At 55.5% G+C, this 19,857-nt stretch carries 22 protein-coding genes and 1 pseudogene; 12 read left to right on the top strand and 11 right to left on the bottom strand.

Annotated features, from left to right (window positions below):
- Positions 1–147 precede the first annotated feature (147 nt).
- The 6 genes from AGR1_RS27940 to tnpB all read right to left on the bottom strand — a co-directional run bounded on the left by AGR1_RS27940 (position 148) and on the right by tnpB (position 5,027).
- Positions 148–1,068: a LysR family transcriptional regulator gene (locus AGR1_RS27940; RefSeq protein WP_003501100.1), complete on the bottom strand. Its 921-nt coding sequence runs from the start codon at positions 1,066–1,068 to the stop codon at positions 148–150.
- 12 nt (positions 1,069–1,080) lie between these two features.
- Positions 1,081–2,079, bottom strand: a complete 999-nt coding sequence (locus AGR1_RS27935; protein WP_003501101.1) for a phosphonate dehydrogenase — start codon at positions 2,077–2,079, stop codon at positions 1,081–1,083.
- Positions 2,080–2,092: 13 nt separating this feature from the next.
- Positions 2,093–2,899, bottom strand: a complete 807-nt coding sequence (phnE, locus tag AGR1_RS27930) for a phosphonate ABC transporter, permease protein PhnE (protein ID WP_006473411.1) — start codon at positions 2,897–2,899, stop codon at positions 2,093–2,095.
- Positions 2,900–2,969: 70 nt separating this feature from the next.
- Positions 2,970–3,818 (bottom strand): phosphate/phosphite/phosphonate ABC transporter substrate-binding protein, encoded by an 849-nt coding sequence (gene phnD / locus AGR1_RS27925; protein ID WP_003501103.1) that lies wholly within the window; start codon positions 3,816–3,818, stop codon positions 2,970–2,972.
- The gene (gene phnC, locus AGR1_RS27920; RefSeq protein WP_006473175.1) at positions 3,815–4,624 is read right to left on the bottom strand and encodes a phosphonate ABC transporter ATP-binding protein; all 810 of its coding nucleotides are present in this window, start codon (positions 4,622–4,624) and stop codon (positions 3,815–3,817) included. Before phnC ends, phnD begins: the two co-directional genes overlap by 4 nt.
- 208 nt (positions 4,625–4,832) lie before the next feature.
- The gene (tnpB, locus tag AGR1_RS30040; protein WP_006473174.1) at positions 4,833–5,027 is read right to left on the bottom strand and encodes an IS66 family insertion sequence element accessory protein TnpB; all 195 of its coding nucleotides are present in this window, start codon (positions 5,025–5,027) and stop codon (positions 4,833–4,835) included.
- 230 nt (positions 5,028–5,257) lie between these two features.
- On the opposite strand from tnpB, the gene ccoS reads away from it, so the two are divergent.
- The 4 genes and pseudogenes from ccoS (at position 5,258) to AGR1_RS27895 (ending at position 6,329) form a co-directional block, all read left to right on the top strand.
- Complete coding sequence (gene ccoS, locus AGR1_RS27910; RefSeq protein WP_246669767.1) at positions 5,258–5,386, top strand: cbb3-type cytochrome oxidase assembly protein CcoS; 129 nt, start codon at positions 5,258–5,260, stop codon at positions 5,384–5,386.
- Between the two features lie 26 nt (positions 5,387–5,412).
- On the top strand, positions 5,413–5,754 hold the full coding sequence (locus tag AGR1_RS27905; protein WP_107341122.1) for a hypothetical protein: 342 nt from the start codon (positions 5,413–5,415) through the stop codon (positions 5,752–5,754).
- A 96-nt stretch (positions 5,755–5,850) separates the two neighbouring features.
- A pseudogene (locus AGR1_RS27900) lies at positions 5,851–6,045 on the top strand (CsbD family protein).
- A 26-nt stretch (positions 6,046–6,071) separates the two neighbouring features.
- Positions 6,072–6,329, top strand: a complete 258-nt coding sequence (locus tag AGR1_RS27895) for a hypothetical protein (protein ID WP_149149102.1) — start codon at positions 6,072–6,074, stop codon at positions 6,327–6,329.
- On the opposite strand, the gene AGR1_RS27890 is transcribed toward AGR1_RS27895, so the two are convergent.
- Positions 6,319–7,023 carry an SMC-Scp complex subunit ScpB gene (locus AGR1_RS27890; protein WP_107341124.1) on the bottom strand — a complete coding sequence of 235 codons (705 nt, stop codon included), beginning with the start codon at positions 7,021–7,023 and terminating at the stop codon, positions 6,319–6,321. The genes AGR1_RS27895 and AGR1_RS27890 overlap by 11 nt on opposite strands.
- Before the next feature lie 2 nt (positions 7,024–7,025).
- A complete protein-coding gene (locus AGR1_RS27885; protein ID WP_234823770.1) occupies positions 7,026–7,979 on the bottom strand; it encodes a DUF1403 family protein in 954 nt (317 codons plus the stop codon).
- Between the two features lie 165 nt (positions 7,980–8,144).
- On the opposite strand from AGR1_RS27885, the gene AGR1_RS27880 reads away from it, so the two are divergent.
- The 7 genes from AGR1_RS27880 (at position 8,145) to repC (ending at position 14,687) form a co-directional block, all read left to right on the top strand.
- A complete protein-coding gene (locus tag AGR1_RS27880; protein WP_308400497.1) occupies positions 8,145–8,384 on the top strand; it encodes a type II toxin-antitoxin system VapB family antitoxin in 240 nt (79 codons plus the stop codon).
- A gap of 18 nt (positions 8,385–8,402) precedes the next feature.
- A complete protein-coding gene (locus AGR1_RS27875) occupies positions 8,403–8,789 on the top strand; it encodes a type II toxin-antitoxin system VapC family toxin (protein ID WP_011983020.1) in 387 nt (128 codons plus the stop codon).
- Entirely contained in the window at positions 8,786–9,856 is a 1,071-nt protein-coding gene (locus AGR1_RS27870; protein ID WP_011983021.1) for a site-specific integrase, read from the top strand. Before AGR1_RS27875 ends, AGR1_RS27870 begins: the two co-directional genes overlap by 4 nt.
- Positions 9,857–9,914: 58 nt before the next feature.
- Positions 9,915–10,679, top strand: a complete 765-nt coding sequence (locus AGR1_RS27865; protein WP_011983022.1) for a YoaK family protein — start codon at positions 9,915–9,917, stop codon at positions 10,677–10,679.
- Between the two features lie 436 nt (positions 10,680–11,115).
- Positions 11,116–12,342 (top strand): plasmid partitioning protein RepA, encoded by a 1,227-nt coding sequence (gene repA / locus AGR1_RS27860; RefSeq protein ID WP_036589493.1) that lies wholly within the window; start codon positions 11,116–11,118, stop codon positions 12,340–12,342.
- Positions 12,339–13,316 carry a plasmid partitioning protein RepB gene (gene repB / locus AGR1_RS27855; RefSeq protein ID WP_011983024.1) on the top strand — a complete coding sequence of 326 codons (978 nt, stop codon included), beginning with the start codon at positions 12,339–12,341 and terminating at the stop codon, positions 13,314–13,316. The genes repA and repB overlap by 4 nt, the downstream gene beginning before the upstream one ends.
- Before the next feature lie 156 nt (positions 13,317–13,472).
- Entirely contained in the window at positions 13,473–14,687 is a 1,215-nt protein-coding gene (gene repC / locus AGR1_RS27850; RefSeq protein WP_011982934.1) for a plasmid replication protein RepC, read from the top strand.
- Positions 14,688–16,318: 1,631 nt separating this feature from the next.
- Here the strand turns inward: repC and AGR1_RS29730 are convergent.
- Entirely contained in the window at positions 16,319–16,486 is a 168-nt protein-coding gene (locus tag AGR1_RS29730; RefSeq protein WP_155275991.1) for a hypothetical protein, read from the bottom strand.
- A gap of 74 nt (positions 16,487–16,560) precedes the next feature.
- Between AGR1_RS29730 and AGR1_RS27845 the strand changes: the two genes are divergently transcribed.
- A complete protein-coding gene (locus AGR1_RS27845) occupies positions 16,561–16,995 on the top strand; it encodes a transposase (RefSeq protein ID WP_011982936.1) in 435 nt (144 codons plus the stop codon).
- A gap of 665 nt (positions 16,996–17,660) precedes the next feature.
- Here the strand turns inward: AGR1_RS27845 and AGR1_RS29725 are convergent.
- Both AGR1_RS29725 and AGR1_RS27835 read right to left on the bottom strand, forming a co-directional pair.
- Positions 17,661–17,894 carry a hypothetical protein gene (locus tag AGR1_RS29725; protein WP_035226686.1) on the bottom strand — a complete coding sequence of 78 codons (234 nt, stop codon included), beginning with the start codon at positions 17,892–17,894 and terminating at the stop codon, positions 17,661–17,663.
- A 1,343-nt stretch (positions 17,895–19,237) separates the two neighbouring features.
- Complete coding sequence (locus AGR1_RS27835) at positions 19,238–19,543, bottom strand: hypothetical protein (RefSeq protein WP_011982939.1); 306 nt, start codon at positions 19,541–19,543, stop codon at positions 19,238–19,240.
- Positions 19,544–19,857 lie beyond the last annotated feature (314 nt).

The raw sequence follows: 19,857 nt of genomic DNA, 5'->3' as shown, positions 1-19,857 counted from the left end.
AGCAGGGAACCTTACGCATCGAAAATCGGGCGGTCCCCGATCTTGTCCCCCTTGTATGGGATACTCCGGGAATTGAGGCGGCGATACCAAAGGATGCGGTCGGCCAGGCCGTTACCATGTTCGAGCCGCAGGAATGCGCCAACTACTTCAAATCTTGCGGATATGACCCCGAGTAATGTGGACGTGCTCTAGGTCACCCAGAGGGGCGCTCGCATCGAGTATAACCTTAAGCGCGATTGCTTCCGGTGAACCATCCTCCATATGTACGGGATGTACAGCCCACACAGACTTTTCGAGAACCACATTCTCAACAGAAACCTCATAAAGCCTACCCGACGCGAGCTCATCGAGGACAGTGCTCCTCATCACGATCGAAATGCCGAGACCAGCTCGAACTGCATGCTTCACAGCCTCAGTGCTCCCGACATTGAATGAGATTGGGAATTGCTCTGCCGCTTGGCCGAAGGCCTCGCGGAGCACGGATCCGGTACCGGTTCCACGTTCTCCGCCAATGAGGGACTCTTGAAATAACTCTGCCGCTTCAATTGTTTTTCGCGTCCTCCAATTATGCTGTGGGGATACGATTATTACCAGCTTTTCCTTCCGCCAAAGGCGGGCTTGATATCCTTTTCGATCGTCCCACCATTCGGTAAAGGCTAGATCAATCTCCTTCCTCAAGAGCTTTTCGATGATTTCAGGATTTGAGGCAACGGCCACCTCAGGTGGCCGGCCTTGAGCATCCTGTAAACGCTTCAAGTGGACTGGCAAAATATAGGTACCGATGTTAGTACTGGCACCCAACGTAATCCGGCCGCTGTGCAGGCGGTCCAGAGATCTCTTCGTGACGGTCAAAAGGCTGCGTGCGAATGGCAAGAATACGAGCCCTTGCCGAGTCGGCACACACTTGTCCTTCCTCCTCTCGACCAGCCGCACCCCTAGTATATCCTCCAATCGTTTCACATTATGTGAGACAGTCGGTTGGGATATCTGAAGCCGTCGCGACGCCTCGTGAAAGCTGCCAGTTTCGATTACCTCTATGAATGCTGCGACATGCGAAAGGCTAAACATTACTTTCTCTAATCAAGGAATTAGTTGAACCTCGTTAATTGCCGCACGAGGTCTTCGGCCTTGGACAAAATCTATAATGTTGTCAGCAGCCTCGTGCTCGATAGCCAAACGCGACTTCGCCACTGCTGAGCCTATGTGGGGTGTCAAGATCGAATCATGTTCGCGATTGAGGAGACCCCCGTGGACCTTGTCAGGCCGGTCGGGTCTGGCCCAGTCCTCCATCTCATAAACATCAGCGGCGTAGCCTCCCAAGCGCCCCGCCTGCAATGCAGCGACAACAGCCTCTTCATCAACCACGCTTCCGCGTGCAGGATTAATAAGAAGTGCTCCTTTGGGCATTTTGGCGAGTTGTTCAGCGCCGAGGAGATGCTTCGTTTCGGCCGAAAGCGGGAGTGCACACACAAGAAAGGTAGACGACGAGATCAACTGGTCAAATTCAAGAGGCTTTACGTTCAGTCTGATCTCATCGGCTTTGTCCAGGGATTGACGATCCCAGTACGACACAATGGCGCCGAAGGTACTTAGGCGCTGTGCTATAGCTTTTCCGATCGCTCCCATCCCTAAAATGCCGATTGCTGTGCCCTGCAGCCCAAGGCCGTAAAACCGAGGGCGCCAACCTTTGTAATCCCTCCTGACGCTCTTGTCGCCTGGCAGAATGTGCCGCCCAAGAGCAATCATCAGACCGATTGTAAGTTCGGCTGTCGGGTCAGTGAGAAGATCGGACACTATCGTGACGTGGACTCCACGCTGCGTGCAGGCTTCGATGTCGAAGTTATCGAAGCCTTTCAGCGCACATGCCACAAGTTGAAGATCGGGAGCGTGCGCGAGTACAGACGCGTCGATCATGTCCGGCATGAACGCCATCATCGCCTTGGCGTCGCTCAATTCTGCGAGCAGTTTCTCGCGGGGCCATGTATCATCAGTATCGTTGCAAACTAAACGAGCGTGGGGAGATAGCTTTGAGATAATCTCCTCGTGGACGCGATGGGTGATTACTACCTTTGGGAGCATTTAATTTATCCTTCTATTGCAGCTGGCGGCGGAGGAGAGCGCCGACCTGGTCAACGATGGTGACCATCAGAAGGACAACGAGCATGATCGCAAGAACCTCCTGATAATTCATGATCCGGAGGGATGTCATCAACTCGAAACCGATACCACCAGCTCCCACAGTGCCCAGGATTGTCGAGGCGCGGAAGTTGTACTCCCACCGATAGATGGTCACATCGGCCAATTGCGGTAGAACTTGTGGCAAGATCGCCCGCGTCACGATCTGGAACGGCGACGCACCAGCTGCGCGTGCGGCTTCTATAGGCGCATTATCGCAATGCTCGATCGCCTCCGCAAAGAACTTGCCCACCATGCCAACCGAGTGAAGACCAAGAGCCAGCACGCCTGGGAGCGCTCCAAATCCCACTGCCGCCACGAAGACGATGCCCATAATCAGCTCCGGGATCGACCGTAGACCATTCAACAATCCACGCGAGATCATATAGATGACAGCGTTGGGTGCTGTTTTCCCTGAGGCGAAAAAGCCAACTGGAAGTGATATCAGTACCGCGATCGCAGTCCCAGCTATACTCATCGCCAGAGTGTCGATGAGAGGGCTGATCCACTCCAAGCCTCGGTTGAAATCCGGGGGAAACATTTCCGTACCGAGCTGCCAGAGCGCAGGAAACCCAGATCCCAGACGCTCCAGATCAAGAAGACCGGAGTGATAACTGCTAACAATGATCACACACGCAATTGCCAACGCGATCACGCCAGCTCTGGTCCAAGCTTTGTTTTGATGTTGAAGGATAGAGTCGTAGTCGGCCGACGGCTGTGTCATCACATATCCTGGAAGAAAGGACGCAGGCCAGCGCCTGCGTCGAAAGGTGAGAAACTGTCTCGAACGCGCCTTACTGACTCAGGTCCAAGTTCAGCACTTTACCGAGCTCACGGACGACGTCGTAGGCTTTGTCATCGATCGGAGCGAACCCATCGGCTTTGAAGGATGCCAATACCTTTTCGTCTTTAAGGTCGATGAAGGCTTTGGTGATCGCCTCTTTCAACGAAGTGTCAAGATCCGACCGCATGGTCCAGGGGTACTGCGGGAACGGATCGGACTCGGCGAGGGCGATAACTTTCTTAGGATCAATGGTGCCACGAGCGACCATTGAATTGTAGATGGGCAACGAAAGTCCGCCAATCTGAGCATTGCCATTCTGCACTGCAATAGCCACGGCATCATGCGACCCTACGAAGTTCTCGCTATAGTCTTTTCCAGCCTCAACTCCGGCCTTAAGCAGCATAGATTTCGGGATAAGGTGGCTTGAGGTGGAAGCCACGTCCCCAAACGCGACCTTTTTCCCTTTTGCATCTTCAAGGCTTTCGATGCCAGCCTCTGCATTGGCGACAACTACAGCGCGATAGGTAGTTTCGCCATCCTTCATAAGTGCTGCGAAAGGCTCGATATCAGCCTTGGTTTTCGCGAGCGTGTAAGAGAGCGGCCCGAAATAAGCCAACTCAAGCCGGCCGAAACGCATCGCTTCGATCATTGACGAGTAGTCGGTCGTTACGATCAGTTCAATCTCCCGACCGAGTGTCTTCTCAAGATACTCCTCGAGAGGACGATTGTTTTTGATGACAGTGGCGGCGTTCTCGTCCGGTAGCAACGCGACGCGCAATGTCTCTGGATTTGAGCCAGCATGCGCCAACGAACTCCAGCCAAGAACGGCGAGGAATGCGAGGGACAGAAGCTTCTTCATAATGCGGCCTCCATGGCAGCTAAAGGTTGATCATACTCGTAGTTGGACAAATCTTGTGTTGTGGTCGGATTTCTTGGGGCGCTGCGGTAGATCGACGCACACATTTGATCGGTCAGTTCGTCGACAGCGGCGTCCGCAACCACTTCCCCGTCGCGCATAGCAATGACCCGGTCGCCGAACCGGCGAGCTAGATCGATCTGATGAAGGCTGATCACAGCAGTGATGCCGTCGGCTGTGCATATTTCGCGAAGCTGCGACAGGACCTCGACAGCCGTTTCAGGGTCCAGACTTGCAACGGGCTCATCTGCAAGGACCAGTTGGGGCTTCTGGACCAGCGCGCGCGCAATGCCCACCCGTTGCTGCTGACCGCCGGATAGTTGATCCGCCCTGACGAGAGCCTTATCAAGAAGGCCTACGCGTTCAAGGCATTCCAACCCCAGCCTTCGATCCGAACGCGGCATAGGGAACAACGTACGCCAGCCAGAGTGGTAGCCCAGGCGGCCCGTCATGACGTTGTCGAGCGCGCTCAAGCGCCCTATGAGTTGGTGCTGCTGGAATATCATCCCAGTTCGCCTTCGGTGAATGCGAAGCTTAGTTTCCGCATCCAGAGCACCAATATCGTTAGAAGTGATCGAACCAGACGTCGGCGCAACCAAGCCGTTGAGTGTCCGGATGAGGGTAGATTTGCCTGCGCCGGATCTACCGAGGAGCACGACGAACTGACCCTGGTTGAACGTCAATGTCGTTGTCTTCAAAGCTTGGGTGCCGTTGGCATAGGTCACGGCAACTCCGTTCAGAGCCAGCATCACAATAATCCTGATCGTTAGTGGTGCATCGATTGAATATTTGCATCACTATGGGCGACATATGACGTCCGTTTATCAGGCTCGTGAAACTTCAATGACAGCACTTAAACTCAGCTCTACCTCCTCGCGTAGCTGCGATGGAGAAATTTCACCCAGAGCCGCCTGATCATGACGGCCCGGTCCCAATTCTACACCACCTTGACGGATGCTATCCCATATTCGGCCAGATAAACCGGCCCTTCTCCAGCCGCCGGGTAAAAAGGCAGGCGCCCAGACCATCATGCCAGATGATCTTCAAAATATCCGATCTGCGGCCCCTGAAGACGAAGAGATGCCCTGACAACGGATCATGCTGCAGAACCTCCTGCACCCGAAGCGCCAAGGAGGGAAAGCCACAGCGCATGTCCGTATATCCGCGCCTTCCTGGCGGGCACCCTTGATCCCGAATATTCCCGTCAGCTGACCGAGCAACTACGACAGGCAGGCGTCCCGGTTTGACCATGCCGTCGCTGGCAATTAATCTGAGCACGTGGCGGATGTTTGCAAGCAGACCCGGATGTTTGCGAGCACATTGGCAAAGAGCGTGAGCACGACGCCCGCTCCATTGTCAGATAATTCGAGCAGAAAATGCCGATGTTTGCGAGCAGAGGCGCTTATGTTGGCAAGCCGCTACACCTATGGTCGATGCGCAGCAAACAATATGAAGACCTGGATGGCGCGGCCGAGAGAATACTACTGGATGACAATGACGAGCCGGGCTGAGCCAGCTCTGCCAAGGAGGGTGTACCATGGTCTCTGACGAAAAACTCGCTGAAACCGGCGCGACGGACACTCGCGGAGCCGCCTCGCGGGTGCTCGATCCTTCTGTTGCGGTCACGGGATTGGGCTTCATCTTCGGGCTTGTTGGCACCGTGATCGGCATTGCCGCCGCGATCTTTCTGTCGAACGGCATTGGTTGGGGATTGATCGGCTACTGTTTCCTGGCGGCGTTGGCGGGAGGCTCCGCCGGCGTCGTCACCGGCGGAATGGTCGGCGCCGCCATCGCAGTCATGCGAGGCGTAGCGCGCTCGCCGTCGCGGGCAGGACCACTTGCCGGTGCACACGAGCTGGAACGCACCGAGAAACGTTAGACCGCTTGCAACGAGGTGCCCTTTCGCGCTGCGAATTGATAAAGACTAGGCCGACGCGTTAGCGATCCACCACCGTTCGTAGAAGGTGAATGCGTAATGGACTGGAACCGTGTCAAAGGTAATTGGAAACAGATCAAGGGCAATATTAAAGAATAGTGGGGCAAGCTCATTGACGACAATCTCGATCAGATTGCCGGTAAGCGCGATCAGCTCGAGGGCAAGATCCAGGAGCGCTATGGCATCGAGAAGGATCGCGCCAGGATCGACGTGGATGACTGGTACACCCGCTAGACTTGGTAAAGAATTCGAACTCCGAAATGGCGGTATCAACCCGGTTTTTTGCTTTTTTAGGCGCTATTTCAATTTGGCCGTCGCCTTCAGCTTGCCGCGCGATACGCTGGCCGATCCAGCAGGGCCTCGATCGTCATGGGCCGGCCGAAATAATACCCCTGAAACTCGTTGCAGCCTTCTTTGTTCAACATCGCAAGCTGCTCATGGCACTGGCCTCGACGACGATGCTCTTCAGCTCGATCACGATGACGAAGCGGCTGCAGACGACCGGCATCATCCAATAAAGGACGTTTCTCCGTCCGTCTCGCTTTCGCCGCCTCCCGAGGCGGCGATTTCGTTTTGAACCGCATGCCAGCTGAGCAGGCCCGCGTCCTCGAGCGCCTCGATGTTCGGCAGGTCGCGCAACGTCTCCATGCCGAAGGCAGAAAGAAAGTGCGGCGTCGTTACGTAGGTGTAGGGCGCCCCGGGCGTCGGACTGCGCGGCCCGGAACCGATGAAACCTGCGCCGCGCAAACTGACGATGGTGTCGCGGCTGACCTCCTTGCCGAAAATCTTCGACAGCTCGCCGCGGGTGATCGGCTGGAAATATCCCACCGCCATCAACACCATCGCCTCGAACTCCGACAGGGCTGCAGCCCCTCCCCGCGTCGCCGCCGAAGACACGCGGATTGTCTCGGCGAATCGAGAACGCGTTCGATGCTGCCAGCCGCCTGCAACCGATACCAGCTCGTAGGGTCGGTCGCGCAGCTCCTCTCTGAGATCATCGACCAGCAAATCGATACTACAGTCTTTTCCCACCACCCGCGCCAGGGTCTCGCGGCTGACCGGCTCGGCGGAGGCAAAGATCACCGCCTCGACCCGCAGCATCCATTCCCGCCAGCGCATCTCCCCCGGCAGGTCCTCCAGCTCACGATCAAACAAACGTTCGTCTGCGACGTTCGCTTTCCGGCCGGCTTTGGCTGCAGGTGATCCGGTCATCGTCACAACCCGAAAATCCGGAAAGAAGGCCGGCCAGAGAGTTCTCGTACCACCTCGAAACTTTCCAGACGCTCGAATAGCCGGTTGGCCGCCCAGCGCGACAGTTTTGACCCCGGTGCGGACGCCGGCACGGCGTCTTCGGTCAGCAACCGGCGGATCACCGGCTCCGCCCCCTTGGTCCGGACATTCGACACCACAGCCAGCAACCGCGCAGCGCGGCGATCGATCTCCACCGCGGATCGCAGCGCTGCCTCAACACCGTCCACCAGCGCCAGGCAGATCGCTTTCGGATAAGCCGGTTCCCCCGGCCGGACGCGACCGCGACCGCCGATGGTGCGGAACGCCGGGCCAAAACGCTCGGGCAACACTAGCGGCACGGGTCTCGGCCAGTTCAGCTTTTGCGCCAGCACGAGTTCGGCCAGCCCAAGGGCCAGCACCTCGGCGTCCGGGCGAATGGTCGTAATCGCCGATATAAGCTCGGCAACTGCGAGGGGTGCCGCGCGCCCGGACTGGATCGCCGTATCGACCATCTCGGGGACTGGGGCAAGACTGTCGTCCCGGTTCATCCCCAGGAGTGCGACAAGCTCCTTAACGAACGGTGTGGTGACAGTCCCGGATTGGCGCGCCAGCATTCGTGCGGCCAAAAACAGCTTGCCTGCGGGGCCGGGATCGTCGCCCGCGGCTGTCAGCAAAATCGCGTCGCGGATCGCACTTTCGTCCTCGTTGCGACCGAGCATCCGGGCAACGACAGTGGCCGATTTCAGGGCGAGGCGGTCGCGCCAGCAGCCGAGCCATGGCGGGTCTGCACGGATCAGATCGTCAAGTGATTTCAGGGCGATACCGGCTGCAAAGGCGGTGTCGGATTCAGTGATGTCGTGAGTTCGCGGCCGCAACAACCCTGGCAGGCGGGGCGACCAGGGCGATGTCGTTGGAGCAGCGTGCGCGAGCGAATCCATGCGTGCGAGCATAAATCATGAGCGCGGTTTTCGCCAGAAACATCGCCACAAACCGCACCGCCTGTCGGCAATATAAAATGTCCGATAATCTTGCATTATCGGACATTGTTGACGCGCGTCTTAAGTTTTGGTAGATAATGACGAAAAGGTAGATTTTTGGAGGTTGTGGTGTCGCTGAACATCAAAAATCCAGCCACTGTAGCGCTCGTCGACGAGCTCGCTCGGCGCCAGGGTATCAGCAAAACGGCGGCAATCCACCAGGCCCTGACCGAGCGCCTTCACCGACTCGGGCATGCCGACGTCCCGAAGGACCGCATGCTTGATGAACTTCGCGCTATCAGAAAGAGGAGCACAGCTTCCAGAGTTGGAAAAGCGCAGCGACGAGGACATCGTCGGGTTCGATGAGCACGGAATCCCGAACTGATGGTCATCGATACATCGGCGATCGTCACGATCCTGCGCAACGAGCCACAGGCGGAACGACTTGAGAGAGCCATCGTCGCCGACCCGATCCGATTGGTACCGGCGACATGCGTGTTCGAAGCTCGCATGGTGATGGTCAGCCGTCGTGGCGAGCATGCATTGGCCGAAATCGACTTGTGGCTTTCCAAGATCGCGGCGGAAATCATTCCGGTCGATGCCGAGTTGGTCGATCTCGCCACCCAAGCGTGGCTCACCTATGGCATGGGCAGACATCGCGCCGGACTGAATTTTGCGGACTGCTTTTCCTACGCGCTGGCAAAGCGGGCCGACGACGCCCTTCTCTTCATCGGGGAAGATTTTAAGCAGACGGATATCGAAGCGGCATGAATAGTGAGGGAAAGATCATTGCTGATGAGGATCTGGCGGAGGTAGCCCCGTCCCCTGCCCCGCAGCCGGGGTTCGGCTTGCCGGGCCACCTTCAGGATCTCACCGATCGGGCGCGCGGCTACGTCGAGGCGGCCAGTTCCGTCAACACCCGCAAAGCTTACGCATCAGACTGGAAACATTTCTCTGCCTGGTGCCGACGCTCCAATCTTTCCCCCCTCCCCCCGCATCCTCAAACCGTTGGTCTCTACATCACCGCCTGCGCCTCGGGATCCGTGGAGCGTGGAGCCAAGCCAAATTCCGTTTCTACGATTGAACGACGCCTCTCATCGATATCCTGGAATTACGCGCAACGCGGCCTGAGCCTCGATCGTAAGGACCGGCATATTGCAACTGTCATGGCCGGCATTCGCAACAGCCATGCCCGCCCGCCGGTCCAGAAGGAAGCGGTCATGGCAACCGACATCATCGCCATGCTGGAAACGATCGATCGCGGCACGTTGCGTGGCATGCGCGACCGGGCGATGCTGCTGATCGGCTATGCCGGCGGACTTCGACGGTCCGAGATCGTTTGCCTCGATCTCAAGGCAGATCAGACCGAAGACGGTCGCGGTTGGATCGAGATCCTCGACAAAGGCATGCTGGTGACGCTTCGGGGCAAGACGGGTTGGCGTGAAGTGGAGATCGGTAGAGGCTCGTCCGACAACACCTGCCCCGTCCTCGCGCTCCAAACTTGGATCAAATACGCCAAGCTCGCCCATGGCCCCCTCTTCCGGCGGGTTACCGGACAAGGAAAGGCCGTTGGATCGGATCGCTTGAACGACAAAGAAATCGCCCGCCTAGTCAAGCGCACAGCGATGGCCGCGGGTATTCGAGGCGACCTGGCCGAGATCGAGCGTTGGTTGAAGTTCTCAGGGCACTCATTGCGGGCCGGCCTCGCCTCTTCTGCCGAAGTCGATGAGCGTTATGTCCAAAAGCAACTGGGGCACGCCTCGGCCGAGATGACCAGGCGGTATCAGCGACGTCGAGACAGGTTCAGGGTCAATCTAACTAAGGCCGCCGGACTATGACGTACGCAACGCATAGGGTTCGGCCTACCCGACCTTGTGAACACTTCGGATCGTAGGAATGCTGATCAGCCAGGGCGCCGCCCGTAACGAGCGCATCAACCTCAACCTCGCCTGCTCATTGGCGATGATAGCCGGCGCGTTGAATGCCGCAGCCTTCTATGCCGTTGGGTTCTTTTCCGCCAACATGACCGGCAACGTTTCATCTCTGTCCGACCATCTTGCGACCGCGCATTGGGGACAGGCAGTTTTTTTCTTCACCGTGATCATAATCTTCATCCTCGGTGCCGCGATTTCGTCCCTCCTTATCAACTCAGGACGGCGCCGCGGCATCGCGGCCATCTATGCCTATAGCATCCTCTTGGAAGCCATCCTGCTCGCTGTGCTCGGGATAGCGGACATCTGGTTCCTTGCAATGTGGCGCCCTCCCCTTTTAACACTTGGGCTGGCCTTTTTAATGGGATTGCAGAACGCCACCGTCACCCGAATTTCCGATGCTCGCGTGCGGACCACCCATGTCTCCGGGATGGCGACCGACGTAGGCATTGAACTTGGTATTGCGCTGGACATTCTTCGGGGACGAGAGCCAGACACGTACGCTGTTGAAAACCGTACACGGCTCACGTTACACATTTGGACGATAGGAGCTTTCCTTGTTGGAGGCATATTAGGCGTATTCGCTTATCAGCATGTAGGCGGGTACTTGTTGCTGATCTGTGCGGTATCTTTGTTCGTAATTTCACTCAAAGGGATCAGACTGAAGCGCAAGCCGTATGCCACCAGCGGCACAAGGCGAATTCGCTTGCCCCGCCGAAACTCCCGCTGATAGCTGCGTGAGTTGGATAGTGACACCATCAGTATCTTTGTAAGAGACGACTTGCGTCGGACTGCGGAATCTCCGCCTGCTTGCAGTTGAAGAACCGGCACAACAACCGGTATCGGCCGCTATTTGCGCCGACTCACTTCAGCCAAATGGGCAGTGATTCATTAATACGTGCAGCAACTCGGACGAAAATGATGATCGAACCGTGTTTATCGACTCTTTTTTTGGGAACCGTTATTATTGAATGAAAAAGGCCAACATCTGCCGGTTTCTGGGAGTTTGAGGCGAAATTCCGGCTTCATTCGCGACATGAATGGCCCAGCGTTAATATCTCATTAACTATAAAGCGCTTGCGGAAACCGGAAATCGCGTCTTATCTGTTTGCGGAGTTTAGCCGTGCGCTGGCAAAACTCCGTATCTTGGGTAAGAAAGTGCGGCAATGGTGAATTTGGATTTGGCACCTATCGAGGAGTTTTCGGGTTTTCGGGATCTTGTCCGAACCCATTCGGCTGCGCTGTCGGCGCAACTTCAAGCTTACCAAACTAAGATGTTTCCGCCCCACGCACGCAAGACGATTCGAAACTTCTCGCCGGCAGAGGCTGAGAAGCTTTTCGATTGCGCGGAAGGGTATCTTCGCACCATTGTTAGCGAGATGGAGAAAGATGATAGCCTGAACTTCAAAGTGGCTTCTGGTCCAGGCAACCGTCGCGTATATTCTGTCGAGGACATTGCGAAAATACGCCAGTACATGGATGCGGGCAGTCGGCCGGCCGGGAGATACTTGCCCCATCGCCGTGAGGGTGAGGAACTTCAGATCATTGCTGTCATGAACTTTAAGGGCGGCTCGGGAAAGACAACGACATCAGCCCATCTTGCCCAATATCTGGCGCTTCGAGGATATCGCGTCCTTGCTGTCGATCTTGATCCTCAAGCGAGCTTATCGGCGTTGTTTGGAAGCCAGCCAGAAACGGATGTCGGTCCGAACGACACGATCTACGGCGCTATCCGATATGATGATGAGCGACGGCCGATCCAGGATATTGTCAGAGCAACCTATATTCCAGACCTTCATTTGATCCCCGGTAATCTTGAACTTATGGAATTCGAACATGCAACCCCTATGGCTCTGGCAAACCGAGTGCCCGGCGACAAGCTTTTCTTTGCCCGCGTGTCGGACGCGCTAGATGAGATCGCCGATGCTTATGACGTCGTAGTCATCGACTGCCCTCCCCAGCTTGGTTATTTGACGCTTTCTGCACTGACCGCAGCGACGTCAGTTCTGATTACAGTCCACCCACAAATGCTAGACGTCATGTCCATGAACCAGTTTTTGGCGATGACCAGTGACTTGATGGACACAATTGGAGAAGCGGGAGCCGACGATAAACAAAACTGGATGCGTTATCTCGTCACGCGTTTTGAACCCACCGACGGGCCTCAGCACCAGATGGTGGCGTTCCTGCGATCCTTGTTCGGAGCAAACGTAATGGTTAATTCCATGGTGAAGAGTACCGCGGTCTCAGACGCGGGCCTGACCAACCAGACCCTTTTTGAGGTCGACAGAAGTCAGTTTAACCGCGTCACCTATGATCGCGCGCTCGAAGCGATGAACAGTGTCAATCATGAGATTGAAGGACTCATCAAAAAGACGTGGGGTAGAACATGAGCCGAAAGAATCTGTTCTCCGACCTGCCAACACCTGTCGTAACGCCGGCACCGCCTCCACATGCCAGGCCTCTTCAGGGGTCTACGAAACCGATGTCAGCTATCAAGCGGTCGGTCGGAGATCTGAACGACCGCAGCCGCCGAGCCGATGAGATAGAAAAGAGCCTGATGGAAGGCCAGGCGGTAATCGAGATTGACGCCGGCATTGTAGAACCGTCGTTTGTTCAGGACCGCATGGACGGCGACATAGAAGGTTTGAAGGCATCGATCGCTGAACAAGGACAGCAGGTCCCTATTCTCGTTCGTCTGCATCCCGAATTTCCAGACAAGTATCAAGTTGCGTTCGGACATCGACGCCTCCGTGCGCTCAAAGAGCTTGGGATCAAGGCGAAAGCCATTGTCCGTGAACTGACCGACGAACAACTGGTGATCGCGCAGGGTCAAGAAAACAATGAGCGTGCGGATCTCACCTATATTGAGAAAGCGCGGTTCGCGGCCAATCTAAAGGACCGATTCACACGGGAGATTATCGTCGCGTCGATGTCAATCGATAGAGCAGACATCTCCCGTATGATGGCCCTTGTGGATGCTCTCCCGCCCGAACTGGTCGACGCAATTGGCCCGGCGCCCGGAATCGGACGGGGCAATTGGCAGCAATTGGCGGAGCTTCTTGAAAAGTTTCCCGAACCTGCAAAAGTTCACGATCTGGCTCGATCACTGAACACTCTCCCATCGGAGGAGCGGTTTAAAAAGATTATCGCTTATCTCAAACCCGCCCGTCTTGAGCGGGGAGTTCCGGTAGTGCTGTCGACATCAACTGGGGGGCGCTTGGCCCAACTCAAGAACGGCAGGACCAAACTTGAAATAACTATCGACAAGAAGGCCACGCCAGACTTCGCGACCTTCGTACTCGAACGACTGGCCGCGCTCTATGAGGAGCATCAGGCCAGCAAGGACAAAGAGAAGGAAGCTTAACCCGCAAAAGAAAAGAGCCCCCAAAACGTCGCCGTCTCGGAAGCCCTATTCTGTTCGTTAGCAAGTTCAGATTCGCATTTTCGAGAATCATCGTCAAGAGTTTTCGGCGCCATTTTGGCGAACAAATTTCTTTTGCCTGTTGACAGGTAGAAAACGATGCAGACAGGAAATGTTTCAACGCCGTTCGGACGGCGTCCGATATCTCTTGCCCTCGTACGGCGGCAACTAACTGCCGGGGAAATCAGGGCGGGCAAGAGCGTAGACAAGTGGAAAGTGTTCCGCGACGCCTCGGTGGCTATCGAGTTGTTAGGGATCCAGTCAAACAGCCTCGCGGTCCTAGACGCGCTTCTGAGCTTCTATCCCGAAAACGAGCTTCGTCCGGATGCGCAACTCATTGTTTTCCCATCAAACATCCAACTGTCACTGCGAGCGCACAGCATGCCTGGTTCGACGCTTCGGCGGCATATCGCGGTTCTGGTCGATGCGGGACTGATCGTCCGAAGGGACAGCGCTAACGGCAAGCGTTATGCGCGGAAAAATACATCCGGCACAGTCGATCACGCGTTCGGTTTCGACCTGTCTCCCCTGCTCGCTCGTGCTGAAGAATTCGCAATGATGGCCCAACAGATATTGGCCGACCGCGCGGCCCTCAAGAAAGTCAGGGAGGCGCTGACCGTTTGCCGGCGGGACGTCAGGAAGCTAATCACAGCGGCTATGGAAGAGGGGGCTGACGGAGATTGGCAAGCTGTTGAGGACACGTATGTGGGGCTCATTGCCCGTATCCCACGCTCCCCGGATCTCAGCCAGGCGACGGCCATGCTCGATGAGATGGGAGTACTGAAGGAAGAAGTACTCAACCGACTGGCAATGCACGATAAAGTCATAAATAATAGCACCAATGCTGCCCATATTGAGCAGCACATACAGAATTCAAAACCCGAACCCCTAAATGAACTTGAACCACGCTCCAGAAAAGAGCTGGGAGCAAAGCCGAGTGCCGTTAGTGGAAGACGGAGTGAGCCGCCGAAGGTGTTCCCATTGGGATTGGTGATGAAGGCATGCCCGCAGATTGCGGATTACGGCAAGAACGGAGAAATTGTGCACTGGCGAGATTTTATGTCCGCTGCTGTCGTCGTGCGCTCAATGCTGGGTATCAGTGCTTCCGCGTATCAGGAGGCCTGTGAGGTTCTGGGGCCTGAAAACGCTGCGGTGGCGGCGGCCTGCATCCTCGAGAAGGCGAATATGATCAATTCTCCGGGAGGATACCTCAGAGACCTGACGCGGCGAGCCGAGCGCGGGGAGTTCTCGATCGGGCCTATGGTGATGGCGCTCCTCAACGTTAGTCGGCGAGAGGCTCGAAGCGCAGGATAGGTCTGGCGGGAACCCTTGGGTCTCGTTTGGTCTTGGTGCGGCGCTGGCAGTCTATTGCACTGCCGAACCACGAGGCATAGGCGGCCAACGGTTTTCATCGCCGATGGTGCCGTTGCAAAATCCTGGCGGGAACAGTTGAGAGGGCCGGAACGCATCACACATTTCTTCTGCTGGGCGAAAGAGTGATGTCAGAAGGCTTGGAAACGGGATCGCTACAAAACCCCATGGCCGCGTCATCCATATCTTGATCGGCGCTACCTCTTGCGAACGCGGCAATGTGCGTATGAGCATCTAAGACAGGAGATACATTAACGAGACCTCCTGCGAGCTCGGCCATGAATTGAAGGTTGTACCTGCGCCACGTTTGAGACAGCGTTTGCGCGAAGGTTGTCGAGCTGAAACTGGCGAACGATATCTATGCAACGCGCTCGGCAGCGCGAGACTATCGCGCCACAAAAGATTGTTCGACCACTTGCGCAGCCCGCTAGTCGCGGGATTGATTTACCTTTCGGTTTCGGCCGTTACAGCCGCAACCCATCTTCCGCGGTTTCCGGAAGCACGGTAGAGCGTGGGCGACCCAAATGGATAAAGTGCATCTCAAATTACCGCTTGCCGACGTGGATATGGGAGAGAAGCGCCTGCTAAAGACTTCAAAACTGCGACAAAAATTTAATCGATATCCATCGGGTTTGGCAGGCGGCCGTACATTCATTCCAAGGTAATGATATCGACCTGGCCGATCTCCACAATCAGCAGGTCGGTCGATCTAGGAGTGTTGCGTATTGGTTTCGTCGAAAGGAGTTTTGGGACGCCGTTCATCAACAATCGACGCGGCAGTCTGCAATGAGAAGGAGCCAGGAGGAGGATCTGGTCGGGTATCGTTGCCTGGACGCCTCGTATGGGATCTAAAAAGCGCAGGCGATGTCCTCCCTTTCACGGCAGTGAAAAAAAGACCGGAAATCTCCTTCTTGGAAAATGACGAAGGCAAGTATCTCGGCAATGTCTTCGTTGAAAGCGTTCCGGTCATCGATCACATGTCCAGAAAGCCGTGTCCGACATCTGCGCTGACAGAGGCTACTGTCAGAGCAACTATCACAGTTAGATGGCCGCTTTCACCGTTCAGGCGCTGTTTCTCGGATCTGGCTTCCTTGAACTGCCCGCGATAACACCAGCAGGATCGGGGTGAAGACCTCAATCTGTTGGACGAAACTCCAAGGCAAACCCCTCCAAGTCCATCGCGGTGAACGAGGATGAGGTCGCAGGCTTCAGCGGCACAATCCTGCTTGAAGAGGGTGGCTCATCGTTGAGGCAAAACAGATAGACGGAAGGTTGACGTCACACGTTTGCTCGATAGGCTGTCCGATATAGAAGAGGACTGCAGATCAAGGGCTAGCTGTGTTAATATGAAGGTCCGACTTTCTGACAAAAACAACACCAGTTGGTCGGCAACATCTTGTGGGAGCTCCCACAGCAACTAATGCGCTGAAAATAAAAAGATTTTTGAAAACCGTCTTTTTCCCTGTCGCGACTGTTGGTCAATTTGCATACCTGTAGACGGTTTTCGATAAGCCATGTTGTGATTTCCCCTGCCCGCAATTCGTTCCGCCAACCGCGGCGATGCCGAAGGAGTATCAGATGTTGTATCCTTTGCTGTCGATTTGAGCCGCGCGTTCAAAGCCAACAGACTCGACGTTGTTTGCTCCCGCGATAATTAACTGCCGTGATTTTTTGTGTCTGTTGATTTTGGTGCGCAGGACGGCGGCGACGGGGGAGTTATGTACCATGAGCGCTTGGGCCATTGCCGAGCTTGTCGGATGAGTTGACTCGCGATCAGAGGTGGCAGAGAAGATCATGTAGCAATAGAGGATAATCAATGGCTGACGAAGAAATCCGTACCCCTGCTGAAGGGGACCCGCAGACTGAGATTGAACAACGAGGTCCGAAGTCGCCTTCCAAGTCAAGAAGCGTTGCAGGTGGCAAGGCCCGTGGGGACACGAAAAAGCAAGTAAGGCGGAAAAGCCGCGGTCTAACCGAACTGGAGAAGCTCGACCGCGTTCGCCACATTGATGAGCACGTTGCGGCTGGCGATACCCTCAAGGCCGCGGTTGAAAAGGCCGGGATATCTGACCAAACCTATTATCAATGGAAAAAAGCGCTGGGACCCGCTCCCCAGTCAGGAATTCCAGAAGATGATGAGTTTGCCGAGTTTGTTCACCTCGAAGAAGAGAACCGTCGGCTGCGCAAACTCCTGGCAGAAAAACTTCGGGCGGAAAACGCCGATTTGCGTCGAAGGCTGGGTTTGAAATAGCCATCATATTAAGGTTTATCGAGCCATAGGAACGCATGAAGCTGATGAGCATGCGCTTTATAACGGGCCCAAGTCGATTGGTCTTGGGACTCTATTTAATTCAGACATACGACCCATGAGAACACCACGACCCAATTTTGTCGTCGAGTACAAGACGAACAGGCGCCAAGTGAAGCCAAGAGGAACCTCAATTTGGGGCAGTCTCGATTTGCAGGCCGTCGCTCGACAAATCGAAGTCGATGGGATGGTACCGGGTGATTTGGCAAACGCGGGCACTGCACCTCGCTCGCTAACGCCTGATAGTGCATCGCCGGTATCGATTCTGGAATCGCAGCCAGAACCACATCAACATACGCTTTCTTCGGGCGGCGAACGAATGCCGGAGCAATGCCCGGATGTCGGCGCGCTAGACGATCAGACTACCGAAGCCGCATTAATGGTTCCGGCGCAGGATGACGATTCAGCAAAACCGGTGCCAGGCCGAGCTCAGGTGCGGAAGGGGAGGGGAGCCAAACGAGCACCTCCGATAGCCCCTAAACTCTTCAGAACGGAGGACGACGACACAGCGCCAAGCGTACTCGCGTTGCTTGAGGCTGACAATCGCTACCTAAAACGACTGATGATGAACAAGCTTCGTGAAGAAAACGAGTGGATGATGTCCAGGCTCAATCGCTTGCCGAGGTGAGGCCGTCCGGATCGCGCGTCACGTGGAATCTGGTGGTTGCCTTTTGATGCTCTTCGTCTGAAGGTTCAACGAGCTTTTGCTGCAAGCTCTCCCATTGGTGTCCCACCTCTAAGAACAGGGCGCGCATAGCACATGCGCTCGAAGGCTTTTCGAGCGGATCACCGTCTACATCCGTGGTTTTTCCAGGGGTCTTAATATGGCGGACTACGTACATCCAGTTCGCCTCAGCTGCGGCGCAGTTTGGTCAAGCTCCCGAATAGAGCGCACAAACAACGTCCCGGCCGGTTCTGCGATTACAGTGAGGTTATGCGAGCTGCAATAAGCAGTCTGCTCTTTGGCCTCTTCATGGTCTTCACTTTCACATGGATTCTCATGGAAGTTTGGTCGAACTAGTCCCGATTTCTCGGGGTCTTGAGACGGATCTGGTGAGTGGGTCTGCCGCTCTTGACGGTAGCTATACCGAACATTGGGTTCGTGTTGGATCGTTGGTGCGAGCCCTATGCGACGACAATACCCTCGTCTGACATAGGCTGGAAATGCACATCATTAGCTGGTGTTCCAGATTGACTGGCAAAGATTTTGACAGGCCCTGTCGACCCGCATCTGTCATTGGATCGCATGTATCTGTTACTCCCCAACACCGGGGCCCTTTAATAATCGTCGGCTCATTGTCGTAGCGCCAAGAAAGAACATAAAGAGAACGAAGGGGTGAGTTAGCTTCGTCACCCGACCCCTTGTTGGCGGTGCGCCTTTCCGTGCGCCCGTCGAACTTCCCGTCCGTGGCCCGAGCTTTGCGCGCTTGAATATCGAACACACCGATTGCCGTGCCGCGGGAAGTGGTGAATGTGTTCGACGCCTGTTATGGCAAGAATGTGGATGAAGAAAAGATCCCGCCTCTTGAATCTTTGCCCTGGCTTGATCTGAATCTATTGCAGAACCCAGAGGGGAGGGGAGGTGATTGCCCACCGATCGGCGGACATGTCGGCAGAAGCGGGCAGCGTCGGATCGCGGCATCATGGATTTTCTCTGTCCAACGGGTGAGGGGATGAGCCCATCACACTGAACCATCAAGAGTCGGACAGCATTGCCCAAGACGCGGAATCTTGCCGATCAATATGCACCCATTGATCCGCAGAGGATACTCAATCGAGATTCCGTTAACCGCTACGCACATTCCCCAGCGATTTAATGCAAAGCGTCGTCGAGCGAGACTATATGAGTTGCTGCAAATGAAAATTGAGCGACGAGGACGTGCCGTTGCAAGGCCTTTTGACCGTTTGCGCCAAGCAAGTTTTTCCAAAGAAACCGATACCAGCTGGCTTGGATCGAGCAATGGATAGCCGGTGAAATCGAAATTCCAGAAGCTCGGCATAACTACATGCAACTGCTGCAGGAGCAGTGCTCACTGCAAAAATACGCCCAGGACAGATACTTTCAGGCGTGCAGACAAATGATGCGTGGAGCGACAATCTTTCCCGCTCGGCCAACAGGCGATCGCCTCGCGCAATGACCGTGCTGATTGACCCGGATCCCGGCGCACATCGGCGAACATGGAGTTCATTGCGACGGCCCAATACTCTCAACAACTTCGTAACGCTGAACAAATGAACCTAAGCCCTTATTCAATAACGCAAGTATACTCTCTGAGTTGACGGGGACTGTTACTACTTTTTCTATGTTCATAACCGGCCACTCCATCTCGGGGTCGGCTACTATATCTGCGCGCATTTCTTTCAAGGCGCGCTGAGCTTCTTCATGACTGTCAAAGAAAACATCTGGAATGCCGGTTGGCTTCCAACGCTCCTCGGCGGTTACACCGGCATTTGAATATGTGTAAAAGGTGAAGGCAATGTCCTGTGCCAATGGTTTCTCCTAAAGCAATTTCGGCGGTGCGCCCCCGCCGTTCAATGCTCATTGACCCCTGGTGATCGGGGGATTCGAAACCGCATACCACGGCCCCATGGCCTTTAGTTCCGGAGAACCTATTGCATACGCCACAGGTCCCCCGACCGCAAAGGTCAAGGAGTCTGGTGCCTTACGGGTGGCACCAACCGGGTATGAGGGGTTTCGACGCCCCGAAGCGGCGCGTACCGCTTCGCTGCGGACGATATGTGATCTTGTTGAATTTGTCCTGAAATTTCTTCGATTATCTTCGATCACGGCTCCCTCGACATTGC

The organism is Agrobacterium sp. B1(2019) (assembly GCF_008274755.1).
GTDB lineage: Bacteria > Pseudomonadota > Alphaproteobacteria > Rhizobiales > Rhizobiaceae > Agrobacterium > Agrobacterium salinitolerans.
Note: the sequence above shows the minus strand (reverse complement) of the source record. Positions and strands in the feature narration are given on the sequence as shown.

Coding starts and splice junctions, on each gene's coding strand:
- tnpB (WP_006473174.1), bottom strand. CDS start 5,027: ATGCGCTGTGGCTTTCCCTCCTTGGCGCTTCGGGTGCAGGAGGTTCTG.
- phnE (WP_006473411.1), bottom strand. CDS start 2,899: ATGACACAGCCGTCGGCCGACTACGACTCTATCCTTCAACATCAAAAC.
- AGR1_RS29730 (WP_155275991.1), bottom strand. CDS start 16,486: ATGGCCCAAGCGCTCATGGTACATAACTCCCCCGTCGCCGCCGTCCTG.
- repC (WP_011982934.1), top strand. CDS start 13,473: ATGCAGACAGGAAATGTTTCAACGCCGTTCGGACGGCGTCCGATATCT.
- AGR1_RS27940 (WP_003501100.1), bottom strand. CDS start 1,068: ATGTTTAGCCTTTCGCATGTCGCAGCATTCATAGAGGTAATCGAAACT.
- AGR1_RS27890 (WP_107341124.1), bottom strand. CDS start 7,023: ATGACCGGATCACCTGCAGCCAAAGCCGGCCGGAAAGCGAACGTCGCA.
- phnC (WP_006473175.1), bottom strand. CDS start 4,624: ATGCTGGCTCTGAACGGAGTTGCCGTGACCTATGCCAACGGCACCCAA.
- AGR1_RS27895 (WP_149149102.1), top strand. CDS start 6,072: ATGGCGGTATCAACCCGGTTTTTTGCTTTTTTAGGCGCTATTTCAATT.
- AGR1_RS27865 (WP_011983022.1), top strand. CDS start 9,915: ATGCTGATCAGCCAGGGCGCCGCCCGTAACGAGCGCATCAACCTCAAC.
- AGR1_RS27885 (WP_234823770.1), bottom strand. CDS start 7,979: ATGGATTCGCTCGCGCACGCTGCTCCAACGACATCGCCCTGGTCGCCC.
- AGR1_RS27905 (WP_107341122.1), top strand. CDS start 5,413: ATGGTCTCTGACGAAAAACTCGCTGAAACCGGCGCGACGGACACTCGC.
- repB (WP_011983024.1), top strand. CDS start 12,339: ATGAGCCGAAAGAATCTGTTCTCCGACCTGCCAACACCTGTCGTAACG.
- AGR1_RS27870 (WP_011983021.1), top strand. CDS start 8,786: ATGAATAGTGAGGGAAAGATCATTGCTGATGAGGATCTGGCGGAGGTA.
- AGR1_RS27935 (WP_003501101.1), bottom strand. CDS start 2,079: ATGCTCCCAAAGGTAGTAATCACCCATCGCGTCCACGAGGAGATTATC.
- AGR1_RS29725 (WP_035226686.1), bottom strand. CDS start 17,894: ATGTACGTAGTCCGCCATATTAAGACCCCTGGAAAAACCACGGATGTA.
- AGR1_RS27845 (WP_011982936.1), top strand. CDS start 16,561: ATGGCTGACGAAGAAATCCGTACCCCTGCTGAAGGGGACCCGCAGACT.
- repA (WP_036589493.1), top strand. CDS start 11,116: ATGGTGAATTTGGATTTGGCACCTATCGAGGAGTTTTCGGGTTTTCGG.
- ccoS (WP_246669767.1), top strand. CDS start 5,258: ATGTTTGCGAGCAGAGGCGCTTATGTTGGCAAGCCGCTACACCTATGG.
- phnD (WP_003501103.1), bottom strand. CDS start 3,818: ATGAAGAAGCTTCTGTCCCTCGCATTCCTCGCCGTTCTTGGCTGGAGT.
- AGR1_RS27875 (WP_011983020.1), top strand. CDS start 8,403: ATGGTCATCGATACATCGGCGATCGTCACGATCCTGCGCAACGAGCCA.